This window comes from Flagellimonas sp. (assembly GCF_965215805.1).
GTDB lineage: Bacteria > Bacteroidota > Bacteroidia > Flavobacteriales > Flavobacteriaceae > Flagellimonas.
In genome coordinates, this window is the sequence record NZ_OZ244124.1 from 2,124,367 (window position 1) to 2,141,223 (window position 16,857).

Below are 16,857 nucleotides of genomic sequence, written 5' to 3' on the forward strand. Positions count from 1 at the left end.
TAAAGATCTTTTGGTTACTAGACGACTGGTCATATATTTGTGTTCGCTATGGAGACAAAAACACTTAAGGGCGAATTAAAATGCAATGAGCTTTTGGAAAAAGGGATGGAGGTCCTTTGGTCCAAAGGCTACAATGCCACAAGTGTGAATGACATAGTACAGGCAGCAGGAGTACCAAAAGGTTCCTTTTACTTTTATTTTGATAGCAAGGAGGACTTTGCGGTTAAAGCCATTACCACCTATTTCAATTTGAATTATACACCAGCCAAGGAGATTTTGGATGATCTGTCCAAATCGCCCAAGCAACGACTGTTGGACTTTTATGAATTCCGATGTTCCGTAATCAAAAATGAATTGGAGTGCAAAATGGGCTGCTTAGCTTGTAATCTGGGCAATGAAATGGCCGAACATAGTGAGAAGATTAGATCAGCTATTGCGGCCAAGGAGGAAACCATAAGAAATGAAATAGCGGCCGTTGTCCTGGAGGCGCAGCAAAAAGGAGAGATAAATAGTGCAATAAATGCTATGGATATTGTTGCCTTTTTTGAAGACGCAGGAAAGGGAGCAATGACAACCATGAAAGAAATGAAAAGTGCCTATCCTGTGGATAATTATATGTCGATGCTACGGAAGTTCATGTTTAGTTAAATTTTTTTTGACTTTTTTATAGATGACTGGTCAATTATCAATTTGACCATCATTGTTTCTCATCTATAAATAGTCACAGCAAAAGATAAAGTTGACCGGACAGTTATTAGTAAAAAAAATAAAAATAAATGTCCAAAGCGTACAAGTCAGAACGTCAAAAAATAAACATCATCATAAACCTTAATCAATCCTAATCAATGAATGCAATTCAGAAAACCAAAAATGCAGCCAATGCATTTGCGAAGAATTGGGCCAATTTTGTAATCAAGTTCAAATGGCCTGTTCTCATTTTGACTATTTTACTCGCCATGGGTCTTGCCTCCCAAGGCAAGATGGAGTTCGATGGGGACTATCACGTATTTTTTAGCGAATCCAACCCAGAGTTGGAAGCCTTTGATGCCCTTCAGGAAAAATACACTAAGGACGATAACATTATTGTAGTACTTGCCCCGAAGGACGGTAACATTTTTACTAGGGAAAACCTGGTTGCCATCGAAGAACTTACCGCGGAAGCTTGGAACACGCCTTACTCTTCTCGGGTGGATGCCGTGACCAATTTTCAGCATACTAGTGCGCAGGGCGATGACCTTTATGTGGATGATCTGTCCTATGATTCTGCAAATAAAACGGATGCAGAAATCGCTGAAATCAGGGAAAAAGCCTTAAAGGAACCGCTGCTCGTCCATAGAATCATCAATGAGGAAGGAAGTGTAACCGCAATTAATATCACGGTACGCCTTCCAGGGGAAAATAGCGCAGCAGAAATTCCGGAAGTGACCATCGCCACCCGCGAGATGATGTCAAAATTTCAGGAAAATCACCCCAATTTTGATGTGTATACCACTGGTCTGGTACCGTTGAATACGGCATTTTTCGAATCATCCCAAAAGGACCTGATGCTCACCATGGTAATGTTGTTGATTGTGGTCATCGTAACCTTGATCCTGACCCGCAACTTTTTTGCTACCCTGGCCACCCTCGTAGTGGTATTGTTTTCAATCATGAGTGCGGTAGGCTTTATCGGCTTGAATGGAATCAAACTAACGCCTCCATCAGCAGTATTCCCAACCATGATATTGACCTTGGCCGTTGCGGACAGTATCCACATTCTGGTAACCTATCTGCAAAAGGTACGCAAGGATGGATTGGACAAAAAAGCGGCTTTGGTAGAGTCTATGCGTCTCAATTTTATGCCTGTTTTCATTACCAGTTTAACCACAGTCATCGGATTCTTAACCCTGAATTATGGCGATGTGCCACCGTTTTGGGATTTAGGCAATATTGTGGCCTTCGGAATGGCAATGGCTTTCTTGTTTTCAACGACCACTCTTCCTGCGCTTATGGCCATTTTCCCAATTTGGAAATCCAAAAAAGCAGCCCAGAAACAGGATAAAGAACTACACACAGGCATGTATGCCCGATTGGGTCAGTTTGTGGTTAAACAACCGGTAAGATTGACCATCATATCCTTGGCGATTATTGGAATGCTTGCCTATTTGGCCAGTAAAAATGTCTTTAACGATGAGTTTGTGGAGTATTTTGATACCACGGTTCAGTTTAGACAGGACAGTGATTTTATCAATGAGAATCTGACAGGGTTTTACAATGTGGAATTCTCCGTGGGAAGTGGGGAAAGTGGAGGTATCAACAATCCCGAATACCTGCAAAAACTGAACGAGTTTGAGGACTGGTTGGAAGAACAACCCGAGGTAGTGCACGTAAATGCCTTTAGTGAGGTAGCCAGACGGGTGAATCGCTCCATGCACGGCGATGACCAAAGTTTTTATAAGGTACCCGAGAATAGGGAGGAAGCAGCGCAATATCTTTTGTTGTATGAACTTTCCCTTCCTTTTGGCTTGGATTTGAACAACCAAATCAATGTGGATAAATCGGAATCTAGGGTAACGGTTACCTTGGAAAACAACTCCAGTGCCGAGATGATTGCATTTGCAGAACGATCGGAAAAATGGCTGGAGGACAATGCTCCTGAAGCAATGCACTCCTTGGGCGTAAGTCCTACCTTGATGTTCTCCAAACTTGGTTTTCGCCAAGCAGAGAGCATGTTCAAAGGAAATATCATAGCCTTGATATTGATTTCGTTGGTGTTGATGATCGCCCTGCGAAACGTCAAACTTGGGTTCTTGAGTATTATCCCCAATGTAACCCCTGTTTTGGTTGGTTTTGGACTTTGGTTTTTGCTCAAAGGAACCATTAACACAGGGATGGTTATCGTATTTGGAATGACATTGGGAATCATTGTGGATGACACCGTACACTTTATGAGCAAGTTCCTGCGTGCCCGAAGAGAGCTGGGCTATAATGCCAAGGATGCCATTATATATGCCTTTGAAACGGTTGGTAAGGCTTTGGTGACCACTACTATTGTGCTTCTCGCTGGATTTGTGGTTTTGTCCACATCCACCTTCGCATTGAACAGTTATATGGCAAGAATAACCGTAATCATCATTATTGCCGCCCTGGTTATTGACTTTATTCTCCTCCCCTCCTTACTGATTTTGGTCAGCAAAAAAGAAGAGAAAACGGTTACCGAACCTAAAATGCAAATGCAACTCGATAAATAATTTAAAAACACACAATTCGAATTTAATCATGAAAAAGAGTAGAATTTTTGTACCAATAATTGCCTCGGTTCTAGCTGTGGCAACTACAAATGCCCAGTCTGCGGAAGAACGTGGATTGCAGATTGCCAAAGCAGCTGAGAAAGCGGATGAAGGCTTTGGAAGCTCTATTGTGGAGCTTAAAATGACCTTGAAGAACAAAAACGGTCAAACCAGCGAACGGTTTTTGACTACCCGTACCCTGGAATTAACTGAGGACGGAGATAAATCCTTGATCGTTTTTGAAAGTCCAAAGGATGTAAAGGGAACCGCAACTTTGACGTTTACCCATAAAGTTGGAGCGGATGATCAATGGCTATATCTGCCATCAATCAAAAGGGTGAAAAGGATTTCATCAAACAATAAATCAGGTCCTTTTGTGGGCAGTGAGTTTGCCTATGAAGATTTGTCTTCCCAGGAGGTAGAGAAGTATGCCTACAAATTCCTAAAAGAGGATGGAGATTTGTTAGTGGTGGAGCAGGATCCCGTAGACCCAAAATCCGGGTATACGAGAAGAGTGGTCACCTACAACAAGGGCAAAGGATATCGCTTGGAAAAAATAGAGTTTTACGACCGTAAAAATGCCTTGTTGAAAACCTTGGTCTATAGTGATTACAAACTCTACAAAAACAAATTCTGGAGAGCCGCTACCTTCAACATGGTCAACCATCAAAGCAATAAGGAAACCCTGTTGAAATTTGGAGAGTACAACTTTGGCGCTGAATTGGCCGAGGAGGATTTTACCGAAGTGGCTTTGAAAAGAGCGGGTAGCTAGTCCCGTTCCATTTTTGTCTGATTCAGAATGTTAAGGCCAAGGTATGTTCGCTACAAGCATGTTAATGTGGTTGTGTGATGGTACAGGCTTGTAAATACCTTGGCTTTGATTTTAAATCCAAAGAATTTTGAAGATAAACATGCATAAGAAGCTACTTTTTTGGGTGGCCTTGGGTTTGATGGCAACCACTGTTGGTTTTGCCCAGGAAAAGGAAAAACCCAAACCTGTCCATGAGTTGGAGTTGGAACTGGAGGCGGAATACCGTTATTTTTTGGATGATGCCCAATTTACGGGACAATTGGATCATTACCCCTCCTTTGCTCTGCGACCCGATTACTCCTTGGAGTGGAACAAGGGTTATGAAAGTATCAACTTTACTGGTTTTTTTAGGCTGGATAGGGATGACGAGCGTACCCATTGGGACATTCGTGAACTCTATTACCAAAAGGCCAAGGGCAATTGGGAGTTAAGCGTTGGACTCAAAAAAATCTATTGGGGTGTTGCAGAGAGCAATCATTTGGTGGATATCATTAACCAGACCGATGCGGTGGAAACCTTTGATGGGGAGGAAAAATTGGGGCAACCCATGGCCCAGTTCAGCTACATAACCAATAAGCTTGGAACTTTTGATTTTTTCTATTTGCCTTATCATAGAAAGCGGACTTTTCCAGGTGAGAAGGGTCGATTACGGTTTGGAACTGTAGTTGATCAGGACGATTTGGGTTATGAAAGTGGAGCGGAAGAGTGGCGTCAGGATTTTGCTGTACGTTGGAAACATTACTTCGGCATTTTTGATGTGGGAATTTCCCATTTTTATGGGAATGGAAGGGAACCGCTATTTGTCTTTGACAACCAAGGAAATATCAATGCTTTTTATCCCGTAATTAATCAAACTGGGTTGGACGTGCAGATTACCCATGATGCGTTCCTTTGGAAATTGGAGGCCATTTACCGTAATGCAGATGCACAGGATTTTACGGCTTTGGTGGCGGGACTGGAATACACTTTCAGCAATATTGATGGCAATGGCCTGGATATTGGACTTTTGGGAGAATATCTGTACGATGAACGGGATGAATTGTCTCTAAATGCACTTCAAAATGATATATTTTTTGGAAGCCGAATCGCTTTTAACGATGTGCAAGACACTTCAATTTTGATTGGAGGGATAACGGATTTGGAGTCGAGCAGCAAGATTTTTAGTTTGGAAGCCTCTAGGCGCTTTGGTTCCAATTGGCGAGCGGAGGTAGAGGCCAGAATATTTAGCAAGATTGACGATACGGAGCTGATTCTGTCCAATTTTAGGGAAGACAGTTTTTTACGCTTCACTATTTCGCGTTTTTTTTAAGAATCTGGATGATGGGTTGACTAACTCAAATCATCTAGGGTAGTTCCTATCCAAGAAAGCCCCGACCGTAGGTCGGGGCTTCTTATATGCTCTGGAAACTTAACTATTGTTGATCTTGACCCGAAGACAGAACGGTATCCAATTCCAGATATTTATCTTTCATCAAGGCCAAGGCAAATGCAGCAGCAGAAGCGGTAAAGACGGAATAGTCAAAAGAGCCTTTAATGCTCGAAGAAAAAGTAATGGCCAAAGCAAAAGCCAGCAACAAATAACCGGACAGTTTGGCCGTCAATTCAGTTTTTAGACCTAGTAGAAGTAAGAGGGCAAAAATAACCTCCAAAGCTGTGGCTAAAAATGCGACCGCAGGAATCATTGCTTCGGGAAACCAGGGGTTCATGGCTTGGGTGCTTTGAACAAAAACGTCCCAATTGCCCCAGGAATAAAGCCCTTCTGGCCAAAAACCAAGACGGTCTGCAACTGCAGATAAAAATGCGGTGGATAAGGATAGCCTTAAAAATAACTTGACAAATTTTGAATGCATAAGATTGATGTTTTCAGCAAAATTAATGATCCATCAGGCCATCATTCTTTGATAAATGTCAAAAAATTAAGGGGCTTTTCTAATCCGGCTCAAAGTTTCCTGCGTCATGCCCAAATAGGAAGCTATATGGCCCAAATTTACCCGTTGGATGAGTTGCGGCCTTGTCTTGACCAGATTGTCATAACGCTCTTTTGCGGAAAAGAATAAAAACTCCTCAATACGATCTGCACCTTCGGTGTACATGCGTTCCAAAACAAGCCTTACGTATTTTTCGTATTCTGGATGCTGCGATAGCAAACTCTGAAGGTCGGCATAAGAAATGGAGAACACTTCGCTATCTTCCAACAATTCCACATTGTACCGACTCTTTTTTAGGCTTATAATACTATCCACGGCAGTAATGATTTCGCCTTCGGAGGCTAGATGAACCGTAATGTCTTTCCCATCTTTGTAAAAAAAAGTTCGGGCCAGACCTTTCTGAATAAGATATATATGTTCGCAAATAGCCCCTTTTTTATGAAGTAGATGGTTTTTGGAAAAACTTTGCTTTCCCATTCGGTCAAAAATTTTTAAAACCAGTTCCAAAGGAACAATACCATCCAAGTTGTTGAAATTCATGCTTAGGGTGTAGGGTTTCTGTTAGGTGAATGGCTATAAAGGTAAGAAGGGAATTATTCAAAAGGCATACTAATTTCATGGCAATTGAAAAAAGTCCAACAACATCAATTGCTATTGGACTTCATTCAGGATATATACCAAAAGTTACCCTATGTCTTCTAACAACCTAACATCTGCTGAACCAGAAATATCCAAATTATGTAAGGTGTCGTTTTGATCTCCATCAGTGGACGTAAAAGAATAATCAAAAGTGAGATGCATTGATTCCAAATCATAATTCACATTTGATATTTGGAAATTTAACACTGTATTGTCTTCCATATCAAAATTACCTGTAATAGTAAAGTACTTGTTATCAACGCCAATTACCGCATAATGCTCTAATAGAAATGTTCCTGATTGAACCAACTCGTTTGTTCCTCCAGGGTCCACAATACTGAAGCTAATCTCCACAAATGTGTCTTGTGGAATTATTCCCGGGGTGCTGATATATCGTCTTAGTACGAAATCGTGTACCATCCCGTCAGGCGAGTCTATTGTTTCTACATAGTTGTAAAGTACCTGATAGTTGCCATTTACAGGTAAAAATTTAAAGGTTGTTTCATCTTGAAAGGGCTGATCATCAGGTCGAGTACCATCTAAGTTAAGTGTAATGTATCCGTATTGGGTCATAATTTCAAGACTTTCCCCACTTTCACCGTCCATACCTTGGCAGTCCAGCCCATTGAGGTCTCCATCATTATTGACATCCTCACCCGGATCTACTTGTCCATTCCCATTGGTGTCCCAGCAACTAATACCGCTGTTACCATCATTTCCTTGGTCACCAGTTATCCCTTGGCAATCCAAATAGTTCCATTGTCCATCATTATTAATGTCCTCAGAATCTTGATTTATTCTGTCACCATTGGTATCATGGCAGTCCAAACCTGCTAAGCCATCAGCTCCATTTGCCCCATCTTCGGGACTACAGGAAATCGAGACCAATAGAAATATTGGAAGCATGCATCGAAATAATCTAAAAAATTTCATATCGTTTCAGTTTAATGTGATTGCATCAAACTAGATGGGATTCAAGAAAATTGGGTGGTTCAATTGACAGATACCCTGTTTCAATTGACGGATGTATCGTTTAGCTTAGAAAATCTTAAGGAAAGTGAGCAATTTTAGCTAGTTGGCTTTGGAGGAACCTCGATTTGTTATCAATAATCCAGTGATAATCAAAAGCCCCCCAATAAGGTGGTAGGAGTACAAGTTTTCATTGAAGAAAAATGTTAATACGGCAGCAGAAAGAGGAACAACGTTCATGTAAATACCCGCTTTATCCGCTCCAACAATGTGTACTCCTTTTTGCCAAAGGAAGTAAGCAAAGGCCGTCCCCAAGCATCCAATGCCCAGTACCGCCATCCAGAATTTGGTGCTGTGGTCCAATACATTTTCCATTCCCGTTAAGGGAAGTAAAAATGCAAACCCAATTAGACAACACACGCCCGTGAGCATGGTAAAATTGATACTGGAAAAATGCCCGGCAAATTTTTTTACCCATACATGGTGAAGGGCAAAGAAAACATTGGCAATAAAAATCAAAATATCTCCCTTGTTGAACTGGATGTCCGCCAAGTCGGTAATATTCCCCTTGATAATGATATAAATGGCCCCTACAAATGCGATGGAAATACCCAACAACTGAATTTTCTCAATCTTGGTTTTAAGGATTTGACGGGACAATAGCAAAGTTATGGCCGGGTTCAGACTTATAATCAATGCCGCATTGATGGCCGTACTGTATTTAAGACCCAAAAAGAAGAAAAAATTAAAACCGAACAGCCCAATCAAACCGGGAAGTGCAACACCTCTAAGATTGTTTCTTATGGATTGAAGACTTGGAAGGCTCCTAATCCCAACGAGGGCCAAAGTTCCTGCTCCAAACAGAAAGCGCCAAAATCCTGCCTCAATGAAGCCTACTTCCGTAAGAACAACCCTCGCCAAATGGAAATTAAGACCCAATAAGGAGGTCGCTATGATCAAATAAAGAATAGCTCGCATGAATTAGTCGCTAAGTCTCCACGAATATGCAAAGGAAAGTTCCAAAATGACCTTTTATGACCCAATTTTTTTAGATGAAGTCATAAAATATTTCTATTTCAGGTGCTGACTATTCAAAAAAGTCAAGCTCTGCGATGGCGGCAGCGGTATGATCTCCCGCTATGGTTTTTGATTCAATTCGGATGAATTTGGCCGTTATCGGTGAATTAAAGTTATGACGTCTTGTTACGGGGTCGTTGATCAAGTTACCGAACTCAAAATCTTCCACTTTTTTCCAATCGCTACCATTGCTGCTGACACTGATGGAACCTACTTCGATCATCCCATTGGCATGCGCTGTTTGAGGAGTATAAGCAAAACCGCTTAGCGTTTTTACGCTTCCCAAATCAATTTCCAAATGATGTTTTTGGTTGGACCCGGAATTGGACTGCCAAAAGGTGTTAGGATCTGCATCAATGGCCAAATCGGCCCCATGATCTTCAGCTTCGCTGTCTGTTTGGACAATTTTCCATTGATTTTTTAGTAGTCCAAAGGTTTTGGTCGCTACACTTCCCATTTCCTCTTTATCGAAGGCCACTGCCTTTACTCCCACTGAAGCAACTGGAACAGGTTCGGAATATAGCTTGGAGTTTTTGGTAGGGGCGCTTCCGTCAGTGGTATATCGGATTTCGGTCTTGGAATTTAAATTCTCCACTGCATTTTCACCATGGGGTTTCCAACCAAAATCGTGTTGCTTTGGTGCTATTTTCAATAGCCCTTCCTTAGATCTTGAAATTTCAAGTTGAGGGGGTCTGGTGTTATAATAATGGGCTGATATATTGGCCAGAGCGGGATTGGCCCGTGTTTCCAATATTTGGATTTTAAATTGGTCCGATGTGACTTCCGGGAATCTCAGAATCCGTTTATAGCCCACATTAGTAGCTTGTGCCAAGGTCACCCAATCCCCATCAACCTTGGCTTGGACCAAGTGGTTTTCAATTCGTTCTCCATGACTTTGTATCGCCTCCTGCAATACTAGTCTGTTTACGGTTATAGGCGTTTTGGTACTAATGATAATTTCGCTGGAGGTAGGGGTCAACAACTCATAACTTGCTGTATTTCCGTCCAAGACATTTTTGGGTCCTTTGGCATCTTGGAGCAAATTATTTTGATAGGTTTCCGCAATACGTTGTCCCACTTCTTCCAGAACTCTAACATCTTCTGGGGAGAACTTTCCTTCCCGGTTCGGTGGGATGTTCAACAAGAAAGTGGAATTTCCACCTACGGATCTTTCGTAAATGTCAAAAACATCGTCAGCGCTTCTAACTTTTTGGGAGTCTTCGTCCCTGTAGAACCAACCCTCGCGAATAGAAGTATTGGTCTCCGCTTGTTGATAGTGTAAATACTTGGCATTATATAATTTTTCCCTGCTTCCTATGTCTTCTTCCATGATATCGGCAAAACGATTCATCTCATGGGGATTGGTCTCATATGGAACTATGTTCCATTCCGTGTCCCGGGTGGCTCCTGCCTCGTTCCCACACCATCTTATATCTTGTTTGCCAAAGATTACTGCTTTGGGAGCCAATTCGGAAATGAGCTCTTTCCATGCGAGGTAATTGTATTTTTGCCCGCCTTTCCGTTTGGGATGGGCTCCGTCAAACCATACCTCATGAATGGGACCGTATTCGGTCAAGAGTTCAAACAGCTGGTTAAGAAAATATTCGTTGTAATCATCCACATTAAAGGTGAACGTCTTCTTGTTTTTAAAAGGTCTGCCTTCAACGGGTCTTGGGATAACACGATCGGAGTATTCACTTAAATTCCCATAAAGACCTTCGGCGTTTTCTATTTGATACAAGTCGGCAGGGGAGAGGTAAACCCCCAATTTTAGGCCGTGTTTTTGACAGGATTCAGCGAGTTCTTTCAAAATATCGCCCTTACCATCTTGGTAGGGAGTGGACATAATACCGTGTTTGGTATACCTGCTTTGCCATAACACAAAACCATCATGGTGTTTTACAGTGATGATGACCATCTTCATCCCTGCTGCTTTCATAGCTTTGCACCATTGGTCCGTATCCAAATTTTGAAGATTGAAAATCTTGGGATCTTCAAATCCGTTGCCCCATTCTTTTTTGGTGAAGGTATTGGGACCAAAATGGATAAAGGCAATAAACTCATTTTTTAAGGCCTTCAACTGATTCTCTGTGGGAACCACATGAGCGGCCTTTAGAATTATGGAATCTTTGGAGTCATCACTATCAATGGCAATGGTGGAACTCGTGGGCATAAGAGACTCTTCTTCTTGTTTACAAGAAAACAAGGCGGTGGCCACAAAGGCAAAAAGAAAGATTTTTTTCATGGTATGGGTATGCTAATCCAATTAATGATCTGATAAATAATTTTGAAGCTCATGGGTTTTGGTACAACCTAGTTGCTCCATGACTTGCTTTAACTGTGTTTTGAGGAGGGAAATGGTATGATCACCACCAGCTTTTCCCAAGGCAGCTGCCCCATACATAAAGGAACGCCCCATAAAGGTAAATTGTGCCCCACTGGCCAAACAACGGGCCACATCTGGCCCAGAACGGAGTCCACTGTCCATCATTACCGTAATCTGATTCCCAAATTTCTGCGCAATACGGGTCATGGGTTTAATGGTTGATTCCCCAGCATCCAATTGCCGTCCTCCATGATTGGAAACAATAATTCCATCCAATCCCATTTGAAGTGCCAGTTCGGCATCGTGTTCACAGGCCACGCCCTTTAGTACCAATTTGCCTTTCCACATATCACGAATGGGCTTAATTTTCTCCATATCCATTCGCTTGCTGAACATTTGGTCCATGAATTGCCCTAGTTGCTTAAGATTTAGATTGCCTGGCATATAGGGCTTAAGGGTCTCAAAGTTTGGTTGTCCATGGCGTAAGGTCTCGAAAGCCCATTGCGGTTTACCCAAAATTTGCAGCATGTTCCGTACGGACATTCTTGGGGGCATGGAAAGTCCATTTTTAATATCTTTTGGCCTGAATCCAAAAGTTGGGGTATCACAAAGCAATACTATTACCGGGCATTCTGCTGCTTGAGCTCGTTTGATCATGTCGTCCCGAACCGCAAGATCGGCAGGATGGTAGAGTTGGTACCAAGCTTTTCCCTCAGTTATCTCACTTATACGTTCAATGCTGCTGGTACTTACAGTACTGAGGACAAAAGGAATATTATGATCTACTGCGGCCTTGGCCAAAATTTCTGCCGAGTTGGGCCACATCAGGCCTTGTAGCCCCACTGGAGCAATGCCAAAAGGAGTTGAATACGTATGGCCAAAAAGTTCCGTTTCCAGTTCTGCTTGGGTGTAGGAACCCAGATAATGGGGAATCAGTTCCACATCCCTGATTTCCCGAGTATTTTTTCTAATGTTTACCTCTTCATTGCAACCTCCGTCCAAATATTCAAAAGCAAATCGAGGAATACGTTTGCGTGCTTTTTCCCTCAATAAATCAACAGAGGGGTATTTAGGGTTGAATGCTATTTGTTTTTGGTTTCGCATAGGGTAAGGTAAACTTTTTGAAGGAACCTTAGATTACTCAAATGCCTTGGCCTGTTGTTTCGAACTTCCCAAACCTTCTATGCCCAATTCCACAACATCGCCCGGTTTAAGGTATCTTGGGGGCTTAAGTCCCAGTCCTACTCCAGCCGGAGTTCCTGTGGATATGATATCACCAGGAAGCAAGGTCATAAATGAACTGATATAACTAACTAAGGTGGGAATATCAAAAACAAAATCCGAAGTGTTGCTGTTCTGAAGCATCTCCCCGTTTAGTTTGAGCCACAGGTCAAGATTGTGAGGATCTTTAATTTCGTCCTGGGTCGCAATGAAGGGGCCTACCGGGGCAAAAGAATCACAACTCTTGCCTTTGACCCATTGTCCTCCGCGTTCCAATTGAAACTCACGTTCACTATAATCATTATGGAGGGTGTAACCGGCCACATGGTCCATGGCGGACTCTTCATCGACATACGAAGCCTTTTTGCCAATTACAACCGCCAGTTCCACCTCCCAATCTGTTTTTTGACTGTTTTTGGGGATAATCACATCATCATTGGGGCCAACAATAGAAGAAGTTGCCTTAAAAAACAACAAGGGTTCCTCTGGGATATCCATACCGCTCTCAGCTGCATGTTTGGCATAATTAAGACCAACACAAATAATCTTGGAAGGACGAACCAATGGAGCTCCCAACCGGACATCTTGTCCTATAACAGGACAGTTTTCCTGATTCAGGGAAAGCCATTCCTTTAGTTCTTCCAATCCGTCTCCTCCAAAAAATTCCTCGTCATAGTCACGGCCAAATCCGCTTATATCCAAACGGGAACCGTCTTCGAGTTGAACCCCTGGTTTCTCATGCCCTACGGCTCCAAATCGTATTAGTTTCATATATTTTGTTTAAGGTAGGCTTATGCCTTTTCAGGATAATTTATAGTGGTTCATTTTTCCAAACTTGCATACCTAAGAAATACAATCATTTTATCAAGCTAGGAAACCTTCAAATTCAAATGCTGCTGTTATGATCCAAAACTTCGGCTTGCCAAACAATTCCATTTGGAAATTCATGATCTCTTAAGGAATCTTCTTTCATTTCAATACTATATCCGGGTAACTGGGGAGGCATATAGCAGCCATCCTTGATTTCCACTGGATCTAAAAAATGTTCGTGCAGGTGATCTACATATTCAATGATTCGGTCTTCCAATGAACCGCTGATGGCAATAAAATCAATCATGGACAGGTGTTGAACATATTCACAAAGGCCAACACCTCCTGCATGGGGACACACGGGTATACCAAATTTGGCAGCCATAAGGAGCACCCCTAGAATTTCATTGACACCACCTATCCTACAACTATCTATTTGGCAGAAACCAATGGCATTGGCCTGCATTAATTGTTTAAAGATAACCCTGTTTTGGCAGTGTTCCCCAGTGGCTACTTTAATGGGAGCTATAGCTTGGGCAATTTTAGCATGACCAAGCACATCATCAGGGCTGGTGGGTTCCTCAATCCACCAAGGGTTATACTTGGCTAGTTGCTCCATATTGGCAATGGCTTCATCCACATCCCATTTCTGGTTGGCATCCATCATTAGCTTCAGTTCTTCTCCAATTTCCTCGCGGATAATTGCTGCACGACGCAAGTCATCCGCCAAATCCGATCCCACTTTCATTTTCATATGCTTGAAGCCTGCATCTTTGGCTTGCCTGCACAACGTCCTCATTTTCTCATCCGAATATCCCAACCAACCAGCGGAAGTGGTATAAGCTGGATATCCATATTGGGTAAGGTAATCTATTCGCTCCTGTTTGGTGGCTGCATTATTTTTAAGCAATTCCAATGCTTCTTCCGGGGTGATGGCGTCGGTGATATAGGTGAAATCGACACAGGAAACCAATTCTTCCGGAGTCATATCTGCCAGGAGTTTCCACAAAGGTTTTTGTTCAACTTTGGCATAAAGATCCCAAACTGCATTTACCAAAGCTCCAGTGGCCAAATGTATCACCCCTTTTTCCGGACCTAACCAGCGAAGCTGACTATCTCCTGTGATCATACGCCAAAACTGGGCCATATTGCTGGTAAAGCTATCCAACGATTTACCTATAATAAGATGGGAGAGGGACTGTATGGCCGCCACGCAAAGTTCATTCCCCCTCCCAATGGTAAAAGTCAAACCATGTCCTTGAAGTCCTTCCGCATGATCAGTTTCCAAAATCACGTAAGCAGCTGAATAGTCCGGATCTGGGTTCATGGCGTCAGAACCATCCAGATTCCTACTGGTAGGAAAACGTACATCTTTGACTAAAATGTTGGTTATTTTGGTTGTTGGCATAGCAAAAGTTATAGATCAAAGATACCTTCGGCATTATGCTCAACTTTTCATTTTATCGCCTTTTATGGTATTTTTTTTGCCAAAATGGGATGTCTAGGCCTGAATGTGCTTTTTTCTGTATTGGGAAGGGGACATTCCGGTTATTCTTTTGAACTGTCTGTTGAAGTTGGAGATGTTGTTATAGCCAGACTCAAAGCAAATCCGGGTAATATTGTACTTGTCCTCCGAGATTAGTTTGCAGGCGTAGCCCACACGTAGTTCGTTTAGGTATTCTTTAAAGGTCTTTCTATTGACTTTCTTAAAAAATCGGCTAAAAGCGGAAGGGTTCATACTGGCTACCTCTGCTACCTCATTAAGGGTAATGGATTTGTTGAAATTTTTAAAGATAAACTCATAGGTCTTATCCATGCCCTGCCCTTTCAATCCTTTTAGCGTATTTAGATACCCTTTACTGGCCAGAAGAATCTTGTTTTCATGTTTCGCAAGACCGTTGAGGATGTTAATAAAGCTGATCATTCTTTCAAAAGGATCCTTATCCAGTAGGAGACCTATTTCATTTTTAATGGAAATGTCCAGGTCAACAAACTTAATACCTTGTTGAGCGGTATCAACAAGATTGTTTATTGCTTTCAGTTCTGGGGCATTTAGGAACTCATTACCTAAAAAATCCCTGCGGAAATGTACAGAGTATCCCTCGGCAATTAAATCCGAGCTTTCACCAAAATACTGTTCGTCATTTAGCCACATATGTGGTAGATTGGCACCAATCAGAACTACTTCTTCTTCCCGAAATCTTTCTATGCTGTCCCCAATAAATCGTGTGCCTTCGCTTTTAAGGATATAAACCAGTTCCAATTCTGGATGGAAATGCCACAGTCTTAAAAAATAAGGGTAGTAGTTGTGCTTTGCAGAGAAGGAATTGTCCCTTAAACTGCTTCTATCCAAGAATTGAAGTTTCATAAAATTGTATAAAAAGTATGACTAAATAACGAGTTTTTTAGACAGAAACATCAATTATTGCAAAAAAAGTACAATATTCAGTTGAATTTTTATAGTTAGTACATTGGATTTTTGCCGTAATTGTAATGGTTTTCATTGTAGTTTGATTCCGATAGCAATGAATAAACTTATAGGAGTCAGGCAGTAAATAAATAATTAATAGTTTGATTTAGTTGAGTTTTAAAAGGTCGAGTTATTCGGCCTTTTTTAATGATTGAATAGTAGGGATTTGGAGATGTTGATTTTACAAAACCGTTTGGATGTCAACACCATTTTTATCTCAGGAGACGCTAAGGTCAAAAGTTAAAATACATATTGTTTCTTGTAAAGCTCACGTGAGCTTTCTATATTAGCCCTATTCAAAACCCTATGAAAAACAACATTACCATTAAGGATGTGGCCCGGGAACTGGGGATTCATCATGTCACGGTATCGCGTGCATTGCGTGATACGGGTTCGGTAAAGAAAGAAACTAGGGAGTTGATCAAGGAGAAAGCCAATGAACTGGGATACAAACCCAACCGCCTGGCCCAGGATTTCAGAAATAAAAGGAGCAATGTTCTGGCGGTGGTGGTACCTGATATCCGACCTTACTTTTTTGCAAAGTTTGTTTCCGATTTTATGGAGACGGCTCAGGAAGCTGGGTATACGGTGATGATATTCCAATCGAGCGAAAAACCTGGTTTTGAAAAGGAGATAATTGATTCCTTAATAGGATATAGGGTTTCGGGGGTAGTAGCTTCCGTAACCAAGGATACGATCCATGAAGGTCATTTTGATGCCCTAAAGGACGAAAACATTCCGTATGTCTTCTTTGATCGTGCGCCAGAAGAATCTAGTGCTCCGCAAGTTTTGGTCAATAACCACCAAGGGGCCTATGATGCGGTAAAGGCCATGGTGGAGTCCGGGAAAAGTAGGATTGCCTACATTTCCACGCATTACAAGCATCAGATATTTGGAGAACGTTTGGCAGGATATAAGCAGGCATTGAAAGATTACGGTTTACCGGATGACCCAAAGTTGGTGGCCGAAGGAGGTTTCTTCATGAAAGATGGTTTTGAGCTTGCGCAGCAGCTGATGGGATTGAAGGAGAAGCCAGACGGAATTTTGGCTGTAAGGGATGAAATTGGAATAGGGGTTATCAAATATTTGAAAAAAGCGGGAATACGCGTTCCGGAAGACGTTGCTGTTATCGGATTTGACAATGATCCCATGGGCATAGCTTGCGAACCTGAGTTGACTACCGTGCAACAATGTATACCCTCCATGGTTTCCAGTTCTTTTGATTTGTTACTGGGCCATATGGATAACAAGGTTATGGATTTTGAGAAGAAAATAATTGAACCCAAAATAATTTTTAGAGGGTCGGCGTAATTTTTTTACGTAGATGCGCACACGTG

General features: G+C 41.9%; 14 protein-coding genes. 5 read left to right on the plus strand and 9 right to left on the minus strand.

Annotated elements, in window-relative coordinates; translation table 11 throughout:
* Positions 1-48 precede the first annotated feature (48 nt).
* The 4 genes from ACOOE0_RS09315 to ACOOE0_RS09330 all read left to right on the plus strand — a co-directional run bounded on the left by ACOOE0_RS09315 (position 49) and on the right by ACOOE0_RS09330 (position 5,389).
* Entirely contained in the window at positions 49-648 is a 600-nt protein-coding gene (locus ACOOE0_RS09315; protein WP_420398656.1) for a TetR/AcrR family transcriptional regulator, read from the plus strand.
* 197 nt (positions 649-845) lie between these two features.
* Positions 846-3,230, plus strand: a complete 2,385-nt coding sequence (locus ACOOE0_RS09320) for an efflux RND transporter permease subunit (RefSeq protein ID WP_420398657.1) — start codon at positions 846-848, stop codon at positions 3,228-3,230.
* A 28-nt stretch (positions 3,231-3,258) separates the two neighbouring features.
* Positions 3,259-4,041 carry an outer membrane lipoprotein-sorting protein gene (locus ACOOE0_RS09325; RefSeq protein WP_420398658.1) on the plus strand — a complete coding sequence of 261 codons (783 nt, stop codon included), beginning with the start codon at positions 3,259-3,261 and terminating at the stop codon, positions 4,039-4,041.
* 139 nt (positions 4,042-4,180) lie between these two features.
* A complete protein-coding gene (locus ACOOE0_RS09330; protein WP_420398659.1) occupies positions 4,181-5,389 on the plus strand; it encodes a hypothetical protein in 1,209 nt (402 codons plus the stop codon).
* Between the two features lie 103 nt (positions 5,390-5,492).
* Here ACOOE0_RS09330 and ACOOE0_RS09335 read toward each other — a convergent pair whose 3' ends face one another.
* The 9 genes from ACOOE0_RS09335 to ACOOE0_RS09375 form a co-directional block, all read right to left on the minus strand.
* Positions 5,493-5,930, minus strand: coding sequence for a DoxX family protein (locus ACOOE0_RS09335; RefSeq protein ID WP_420398660.1), 438 nt, complete (start codon positions 5,928-5,930; stop codon positions 5,493-5,495).
* Positions 5,931-5,996: 66 nt separating this feature from the next.
* Positions 5,997-6,548, minus strand: coding sequence for a Crp/Fnr family transcriptional regulator (locus ACOOE0_RS09340; protein WP_420398661.1), 552 nt, complete (start codon positions 6,546-6,548; stop codon positions 5,997-5,999).
* A 144-nt stretch (positions 6,549-6,692) separates the two neighbouring features.
* Positions 6,693-7,553 carry a hypothetical protein gene (locus ACOOE0_RS09345; RefSeq protein ID WP_420398662.1) on the minus strand — a complete coding sequence of 287 codons (861 nt, stop codon included), beginning with the start codon at positions 7,551-7,553 and terminating at the stop codon, positions 6,693-6,695.
* 165 nt (positions 7,554-7,718) lie between these two features.
* A complete protein-coding gene (locus tag ACOOE0_RS09350) occupies positions 7,719-8,594 on the minus strand; it encodes a DMT family transporter (RefSeq protein WP_420398663.1) in 876 nt (291 codons plus the stop codon).
* Positions 8,595-8,703: 109 nt separating this feature from the next.
* On the minus strand, positions 8,704-10,938 hold the full coding sequence (locus ACOOE0_RS09355) for an alpha-L-fucosidase (RefSeq protein WP_420398664.1): 2,235 nt from the start codon (positions 10,936-10,938) through the stop codon (positions 8,704-8,706).
* 21 nt (positions 10,939-10,959) lie between these two features.
* The gene (locus tag ACOOE0_RS09360; RefSeq protein ID WP_420398665.1) at positions 10,960-12,123 is read right to left on the minus strand and encodes an alpha-hydroxy acid oxidase; all 1,164 of its coding nucleotides are present in this window, start codon (positions 12,121-12,123) and stop codon (positions 10,960-10,962) included.
* Between the two features lie 33 nt (positions 12,124-12,156).
* Positions 12,157-13,011 (minus strand): fumarylacetoacetate hydrolase family protein, encoded by an 855-nt coding sequence (locus ACOOE0_RS09365; protein ID WP_420398666.1) that lies wholly within the window; start codon positions 13,009-13,011, stop codon positions 12,157-12,159.
* A gap of 115 nt (positions 13,012-13,126) precedes the next feature.
* Complete coding sequence (locus ACOOE0_RS09370) at positions 13,127-14,458, minus strand: L-fuconate dehydratase (protein ID WP_420398667.1); 1,332 nt, start codon at positions 14,456-14,458, stop codon at positions 13,127-13,129.
* A 93-nt stretch (positions 14,459-14,551) separates the two neighbouring features.
* Entirely contained in the window at positions 14,552-15,418 is an 867-nt protein-coding gene (locus ACOOE0_RS09375) for an AraC family transcriptional regulator (protein ID WP_420398668.1), read from the minus strand.
* Between the two features lie 408 nt (positions 15,419-15,826).
* Here ACOOE0_RS09375 and ACOOE0_RS09380 point away from each other — a divergent pair, with 408 nt between their 5' ends.
* Complete coding sequence (locus ACOOE0_RS09380; protein WP_420398669.1) at positions 15,827-16,831, plus strand: LacI family DNA-binding transcriptional regulator; 1,005 nt, start codon at positions 15,827-15,829, stop codon at positions 16,829-16,831.
* Positions 16,832-16,857: the final 26 nt, after the last annotated feature.

What these genes read in the sequence shown, in the direction of transcription:
- ACOOE0_RS09375 (WP_420398668.1), bottom strand. Translation starts at nt 15,418, where the DNA reads ATGAAACTTCAATTCTTGGATAGAAGCAGTTTAAGGGACAATTCCTTC.
- ACOOE0_RS09340 (WP_420398661.1), bottom strand. Translation starts at nt 6,548, where the DNA reads ATGAATTTCAACAACTTGGATGGTATTGTTCCTTTGGAACTGGTTTTA.
- ACOOE0_RS09345 (WP_420398662.1), bottom strand. Translation starts at nt 7,553, where the DNA reads ATGCTTCCAATATTTCTATTGGTCTCGATTTCCTGTAGTCCCGAAGAT.
- ACOOE0_RS09325 (WP_420398658.1), top strand. Translation starts at nt 3,259, where the DNA reads ATGAAAAAGAGTAGAATTTTTGTACCAATAATTGCCTCGGTTCTAGCT.
- ACOOE0_RS09315 (WP_420398656.1), top strand. Translation starts at nt 49, where the DNA reads ATGGAGACAAAAACACTTAAGGGCGAATTAAAATGCAATGAGCTTTTG.
- ACOOE0_RS09355 (WP_420398664.1), bottom strand. Translation starts at nt 10,938, where the DNA reads ATGAAAAAAATCTTTCTTTTTGCCTTTGTGGCCACCGCCTTGTTTTCT.
- ACOOE0_RS09370 (WP_420398667.1), bottom strand. Translation starts at nt 14,458, where the DNA reads ATGCCAACAACCAAAATAACCAACATTTTAGTCAAAGATGTACGTTTT.
- ACOOE0_RS09350 (WP_420398663.1), bottom strand. Translation starts at nt 8,594, where the DNA reads ATGCGAGCTATTCTTTATTTGATCATAGCGACCTCCTTATTGGGTCTT.
- ACOOE0_RS09330 (WP_420398659.1), top strand. Translation starts at nt 4,181, where the DNA reads ATGCATAAGAAGCTACTTTTTTGGGTGGCCTTGGGTTTGATGGCAACC.
- ACOOE0_RS09320 (WP_420398657.1), top strand. Translation starts at nt 846, where the DNA reads ATGAATGCAATTCAGAAAACCAAAAATGCAGCCAATGCATTTGCGAAG.
- ACOOE0_RS09380 (WP_420398669.1), top strand. Translation starts at nt 15,827, where the DNA reads ATGAAAAACAACATTACCATTAAGGATGTGGCCCGGGAACTGGGGATT.
- ACOOE0_RS09335 (WP_420398660.1), bottom strand. Translation starts at nt 5,930, where the DNA reads ATGCATTCAAAATTTGTCAAGTTATTTTTAAGGCTATCCTTATCCACC.
- ACOOE0_RS09360 (WP_420398665.1), bottom strand. Translation starts at nt 12,123, where the DNA reads ATGCGAAACCAAAAACAAATAGCATTCAACCCTAAATACCCCTCTGTT.
- ACOOE0_RS09365 (WP_420398666.1), bottom strand. Translation starts at nt 13,011, where the DNA reads ATGAAACTAATACGATTTGGAGCCGTAGGGCATGAGAAACCAGGGGTT.